Origin of the sequence: Streptomyces sp. NPDC057428, assembly GCF_042803195.1 — a bacterium.
Taxonomy (GTDB): Bacteria; Actinomycetota; Actinomycetes; order Streptomycetales; family Streptomycetaceae; genus Streptomyces.
In genome coordinates this window covers 1-5561 of the sequence record NZ_JBHVCT010000173.1, presented here as the reverse complement: position 1 = coordinate 5561, position 5561 = coordinate 1, and the positions used below count along the sequence as shown (strand labels likewise).

Here is a 5561-nt window from a genome sequence, read left to right as displayed (position 1 = left end):
GCGACACGCCGCCCACCGTCTCGAGAGAGTGAGTCTTCTGGTTCGTCATCAGGTGTCCCTTCAGGTGAAGTTCCCACCTAATTCATGACACTCCCCCGGGCTTTCGCGGTGGGCCGCGAGCGGCTGGGGCGGGCGCAGCCTGGCCGTCTCCGCCACGCGCAGCAGGTGCCCACGGTCCCCTGGCGCGGCGAGCAGTTCCTGCTCCTCGCCGGGTACCAGCCGGGTGAAGCAGGCCGCAGCCCGCAGGAAGATGCCCGTCCAGGGCGGTACGGGGTGGGCGGCGCAGCCGTCGGTGTAGCGGGTGCGGTCGTGCAGGGCGAGCGTGGCCGCGGCGTCGTCGTAGTCGCGGGGGCGAGCGGTGGCGAGTTGCTGGAGGGAGGCGCCGGTGAACAGCGCGGCGGCGATAGCCGCGGCCAGGCGGGGATGTGCGGTCGCCGCGTGCAGCCGGTGGGCGACTCGCTGGGTGGTGGGCGCGGTGAGAGGCACGGGCGGTGGGCGGTGCCTCCAGATGATCGGCGGTGGCGTGCACAGGTCGGCGCAGGGGCGGGGGCTGTCGTAGGAGACGAGGCGGTCCAGTGCGGGCAGGGTGAGCCACCGGCCAGCCGGCCCGGCGGGCTCCTCTGTCGGCGCCGGTTCGGTGATAGGCGTGCCGTAGTAGTGGCGGCGGGCTGTCTCGAAGTCGGTGGTGACGGAGTAGTCGGCCGTCTGCAGGGCCTGGTGCGGAGCGGCGGGAAGGTGAGGGCGGTGGCAGACCAAGGTCAGGTGGACACCAGTGAGGGCCTGTAGCTGCAGGAGGCGCATCGCACGGCGGACGGTGAGGCGGTGCGCGCGCAGGACGGTCAGCCGGGTCACGGGCAGGGCGATCATCCAGGCCGTGGCGGCTTCCCAGGCGGGCTGACGGCCGCCGGGAAAGCGGCCCGGGAGCAGGGGCGGTTTGCCGAGTGCGGCGAGAAGGTCGTGGGCGAGGCCGGTATTGCTGGTAGTACCCGGGCCGGGGTGCAGGGTGATCCGGCCGGACGGCGGGTGGTGGGCGGCCAGGGCGGTGTGCGTGTGGAGCGCGTCGTCATGGCCGTCGATGACCACAGCATGGGTGACAGCGGCGGGGTGGGAGGCATGGGCGGTGTGGTGGTCAGGCGAGGCGGCTGAAAGCCCAGCGCAGCAGTTCTTGGTCGACGCGGGGGCGGCCGGTGCGGGCCAGGGCGGTGCGGGTGTGGGCGGTCAGCTGGGCCCAGGCGCGGAAGTTGCCGTGCGCGGCATGCTGGTCGGCGAAGACGATGTCGGCGGGCTCGGCGTCGGCCCGGACAGGGTGGAACAGGGGGATGACGTCGAGGACCTCGCTGGGGGTGAGGCGGGTGAAGTGCTGCCAGATGAAGATGCGGGAGGAGAGCATCGGTTCGCGACGCAGCACGGTGTGGCAGCCCTCGCCGCCGACGAAGATGATCGCGAGCTGGGTTGAGGGTTCGTCCCAGAGGTAGCGGAAGTATTCGAACGCTTCCCCGTTGAGCCACTGGGCCTCGTCGACGAGGAAGGTACGGGGGCGTTCGGCCAGAGCAGTCTTCAGCAGGCGGTCGAACTCGCTGGGATGACGCGGTGGCTCGCCGGCCAGGTCGAGGGCGGTGAACAGTTCGTAGCGCACCGCGCGGGCGGTGGGCCGGGCCCGGAAGGTGACCTGGCGGACGTCCTCGCCAGGTTCGAGCTCGCGCAGGCAGGTGTTGACCGCGAGAGTCTTGCCGAAGCCGGCCCCGCCATGGATACACATCATGGCCCGCGCGGCGACAGTGTCGGTGATGCTCTCCCGGGCGGTGAGCAGGGCGCGGGTGGTGACCACGGACGCATCGGGCAGGTCGACGTACTGGTAGGTGGCCGCGGTCATCAGGCGTCTCCGTCTTCATGGGTGGTGGGAGGTGCGGCCCGCCCGTCGCGGCTGTCCGGGGCGGTTTCCTCATCGCTGCCGGACGAGAGCGGGACGGGCTGGCCTGATGTGGTCAGCGCGGTCAGGGAGGCAGGAGTGCGCCACCCGGCCGGCGGCGCGGCTAGCGGGATGAGGTCCGGCAGCGCCAGGTCCGACAGGTCGGTGTCGGCGGCCCGGGCGAGTTCGGCCCCGGCCTGCGCGGTGGTCAGTGCGCCGAGCCGCTGCGGGGCCTCCGCCTGGGTGGCGGCGGCGTAGCGCTCACGCTGGGAAGCCTCCAGGTCCTTCTTCAGACGGCGGGCGCGGCGGCCCGGGTTCTTCGTACGGCGCTGACCTGTTCCTCGGTGGCCTGATCAGCCAGGTCCGCTGGGCCGGGGTAGTGGCCGGTGGCCGCGTGGTAGACCTCGATGCGGTGATCGTGGTGCGGCATGAAACGGACCCGGACCTGGATCCCGGCCTGCCCGGTCATCCACGGGCCCACGTAGTCGCGTTTCCTGAAGCGGATACCGCGGGTGGTCAGCGTGCGAGTACCGGCGTCTTCCAGGGTGAACGTCCACAGATCCGCGGCCGGCACGTCCCGTAGCGGGGTGAGATCGTCCCGCCACGCCTGGAGCGGGGTCCTGCCCCGCAAGGGCGCGGGGCAGTGCTCGGTGTTCCACCACCGTGTCCAGTCCAGCAGCCGGGCGGTGAAGTCCTCGAAGCCGAGCAGCACCTCGTCCTTCGGCCGGGACGCACGCTTACCGGGGCGGGGCTGGCGGGCGTAGCCGGGCAGCGCGGCCAGGAACATGCCCTCCACCGCACGGTTCAGGCCCTCCACGGTGCCCTTGAGGTGAGGGGTGTAGGCGGGCAGGTCCTCCACCGTCACGTCCAGAAGGTCGAACGCGGCGGTCACTGTCCGGGACAGGAAGTCCTTGCCTCGGTCGACACGTACTTCCTCGGGCAGGCCGCCGAACGGGCCGTACGGGTCCTTACGCAGGACCGCGGAGCGCAGCGCGGCCAGCGCCGACTCCCGCGACGGATGCACCGGCGTGACCGCCACCCCGGTGATCGCGTTCGTCGCGCAGTCGGTGAACCAGGTGATCCACGGCCTGCGAGCCCTGCCCTCGACATCGACAAGCACCGGGGCCTGCACGTGCTCGGTCTCCCACACCTGGTTACGCCAGCCCCGCGGCCGGGCCAGGAACACATCATGCTTACGCGCCGCCCGCTCCCCACCCGCAAGCCCTACCGCGCTCCCCCGGCATCAGATCACGGCGAATAGCCCGGTGCAGCGTCGGAATCGACGGAGGCGGATCCCCCTCGCCCCTGGCCGCGCGAGCGGTCAACTCACGATGAACCGCCGCAACGTTCCCCTTCCACAGCCCCAGCAGAGCCCGGACCTCATCAGTAACCGTGAACCGCCCGGGATACGCGGCCCGCTCCCCCGGTGCCCGGGCCGCAGCCTCGTCCCGCTCCGCGGCCGCCAGCCACCGCCACACCGCACGCTCCCGCACCCCCAGCACGTCCGCCGCCGACCTCACCCGCGTGGTGGTGAGCTTCCCCTCCCGCCGCAGGGCCAGCAGACGGCGCACCGCCGGTTCCCGCAACGCCCGAACCGACACAACCGGCAAAGTCGAACCACCACCCGCCCCTTCCCGGGGCCGGGTCCTGCTCTCCCTGATCCACACCCCTGAGCACACCAACACCCATCGGCCAGCGGATCAGAACTCACGAAACTGAGACAGCGTCACCCCACATGCAATAACGCTCCACGACAGCGATGCCCCACGGTTCTCACAGCGCCGAGTACACCTTCACCTCGTCCCGCACCGAGCGGGCCGTCGCCCTCCCGGCACGCGCGGTCCGCTACGCCCCAGCGCTCGCCGCCGACTCGACCGCGCCCGGCGGAACTGACCTGGTGGTGCCGGTCACGGTCGAGGGCGCCGCCGCGGGCCCCGGCCACAGCTCCCTCCGGGTGTCCGTCTCGTACGACGGCGGCGCGACCTGGGCCGGCAGCACGGTACGGAAGGGCAGGATCACTGTGCACAACCCGCCGGCCGGGGGCTCCGTCTCCTTCAGGGCAGAGGTCAGGGACCGGAGGAGCACCACGACCCAGACGATCATCGACGCCTACCGCACCAGATAGGGCACCGTGCGGCGGGCCGGGCCGTGAGGCCCCGTCCCGCCGGGACGTGCGCACGGCGCTGCCCGGCGCCACCGCCCGACGGCCCGCGGAGCTCCCTGCCCCGCGGGCCGTCGGGCGTCCACACGGGGCTCCGGCGCACGTGACGGGCATCGCCGCAGCCGGACCGGACTCTCACGCCGGCTCCGCGTCCTGTCGGTCTCCGGGGCATCGCCGTCCCCGGCGCCGCACCAGTATCGGAGTCACCATGCACTACCCGAGGTCTTCTTGCCGGGCCACTCCCACGGCGGCTTCGTGGCACAGGACCACGCCCCGCGTCACCCCTGCCGGTTCAACGGCGTCCCCCTCACGACAGTGCACCGGTCACCGGCCCGGAGCACCGCGCCGAGGACATGCGCAAGGTCGAGGCGTTCGCCACGAAGTACGCGTCCAGTGTTTGCCCGGGGTCCTCCGGGCTTTGCAGCCGGTCTCCGCGATATCCGACGACGAGCAGTTCGTGACCGGGCGCTCCAGTGCCTCCTCCCGGCGTACTTCGCCAGCTGCCGGGCCGAGGAAGGAACCTCGCAGAGAAGGACCGCGGCACAGCCGCGGTACACGTCACGGCGACTGCGGTGGTGCATGAGGGACGGCCACGCGTCCAGGCGAAGGTCGCCTCAGTGAGTGACCACGACAGGGCATGCCGCGTGTTCTATGACACGCTGCCCTACCGATCCGAGCAGGGTTTCCGCGAAGCGACCGTGCCCCCGATTTCCGACAACCACGAGATCGGCCTCTCGTGCCTCGCTGACCAGGACCTCAGCGGGGTGGCCCTCGCGAACGTTGATCTCCGGTGCGTCCAGCCCCATCGCCGAGGTGACATCACGGACAGTGTCGTCCAGTGCCTGGCGCGCGGCGCTCTCGGAATCCGCGAAGGATTCGCGGTGGGGCACCATGCCACGCGCGTCATCTGGAAGCTGCCAGGCGGTGACCGCCTTGACCGTCGCGTGCCGCGCTTCGGCTTCCTCCAGTGCCCAGCGCAGTGCGCGCTTAGACGCCTCAGAGCCGTCGACGCCGACGATTATCCGTTCGCCATCCGCTGGCCTAGTGCGATCCATGAGCAGACCCCTTTCCTATCCGTCCAACCATCATCCGTCGGGCAGAGCACCACCGCCACGCAAGTGTCGGGGCGATGGCGGGCACCGCGCCCGCCATCGCCCGGCTTACTGATCGTTCAGAATGCCGTCCTGCGGAGACGCCGGCGGCCCGGTGGAGCAATCTGTGCAGCCGCAGGCTCAGGGGGACTGACAGCTGAACGACGCACAAGCGTTCCTCAGCCGCAGTGATCGCCGCCGGCGGAGCGGGCAACGATCGACGACGCAGTCGTCGGTGCATTCGTCTCCAGCCAGTCCACCAATCGCTGCCACGCCAACTGTGCGTCCCCTGGTCATTTCTTTCTCTGAACCCGGATCCACCGGCTTGGTGTCTGTGGACACTCGTTCCTGAAACGAGGAAGTGCCTTGTGACCTGCGATGATGGGAGTTCTTGAGGCTT

At 70.9% G+C, this 5561-nt stretch carries 4 protein-coding genes and 1 pseudogene; 1 reads left to right on the top strand and 4 read right to left on the bottom strand.

What is annotated here, in order from left to right; genetic code table 11:
* Positions 1-60 precede the first annotated feature (60 nt).
* From ACFU5K_RS31110 to ACFU5K_RS31100, 3 genes and pseudogenes are all read right to left on the bottom strand, one after another.
* Entirely contained in the window at positions 61-1083 is a 1023-nt protein-coding gene (locus tag ACFU5K_RS31110; RefSeq protein WP_384067874.1) for a hypothetical protein, read from the bottom strand.
* A gap of 46 nt (positions 1084-1129) precedes the next feature.
* Entirely contained in the window at positions 1130-1873 is a 744-nt protein-coding gene (locus ACFU5K_RS31105; protein ID WP_384067871.1) for an AAA family ATPase, read from the bottom strand.
* Positions 1873-3480, bottom strand: a pseudogene (locus tag ACFU5K_RS31100) (Mu transposase C-terminal domain-containing protein). The gene ACFU5K_RS31105 and the pseudogene ACFU5K_RS31100 overlap by 1 nt, the downstream one beginning before the upstream one ends.
* Before the next feature lie 188 nt (positions 3481-3668).
* Here ACFU5K_RS31100 and ACFU5K_RS31095 point away from each other — a divergent pair.
* Positions 3669-4034, top strand: a complete 366-nt coding sequence (locus tag ACFU5K_RS31095; protein WP_384067868.1) for a hypothetical protein — start codon at positions 3669-3671, stop codon at positions 4032-4034.
* Positions 4035-4684: 650 nt separating this feature from the next.
* Here ACFU5K_RS31095 and ACFU5K_RS31090 read toward each other — a convergent pair.
* A complete protein-coding gene (locus ACFU5K_RS31090) occupies positions 4685-5125 on the bottom strand; it encodes a universal stress protein (protein WP_384067865.1) in 441 nt (146 codons plus the stop codon).
* Between the last annotated feature and the right edge of the window lie 436 nt (positions 5126-5561).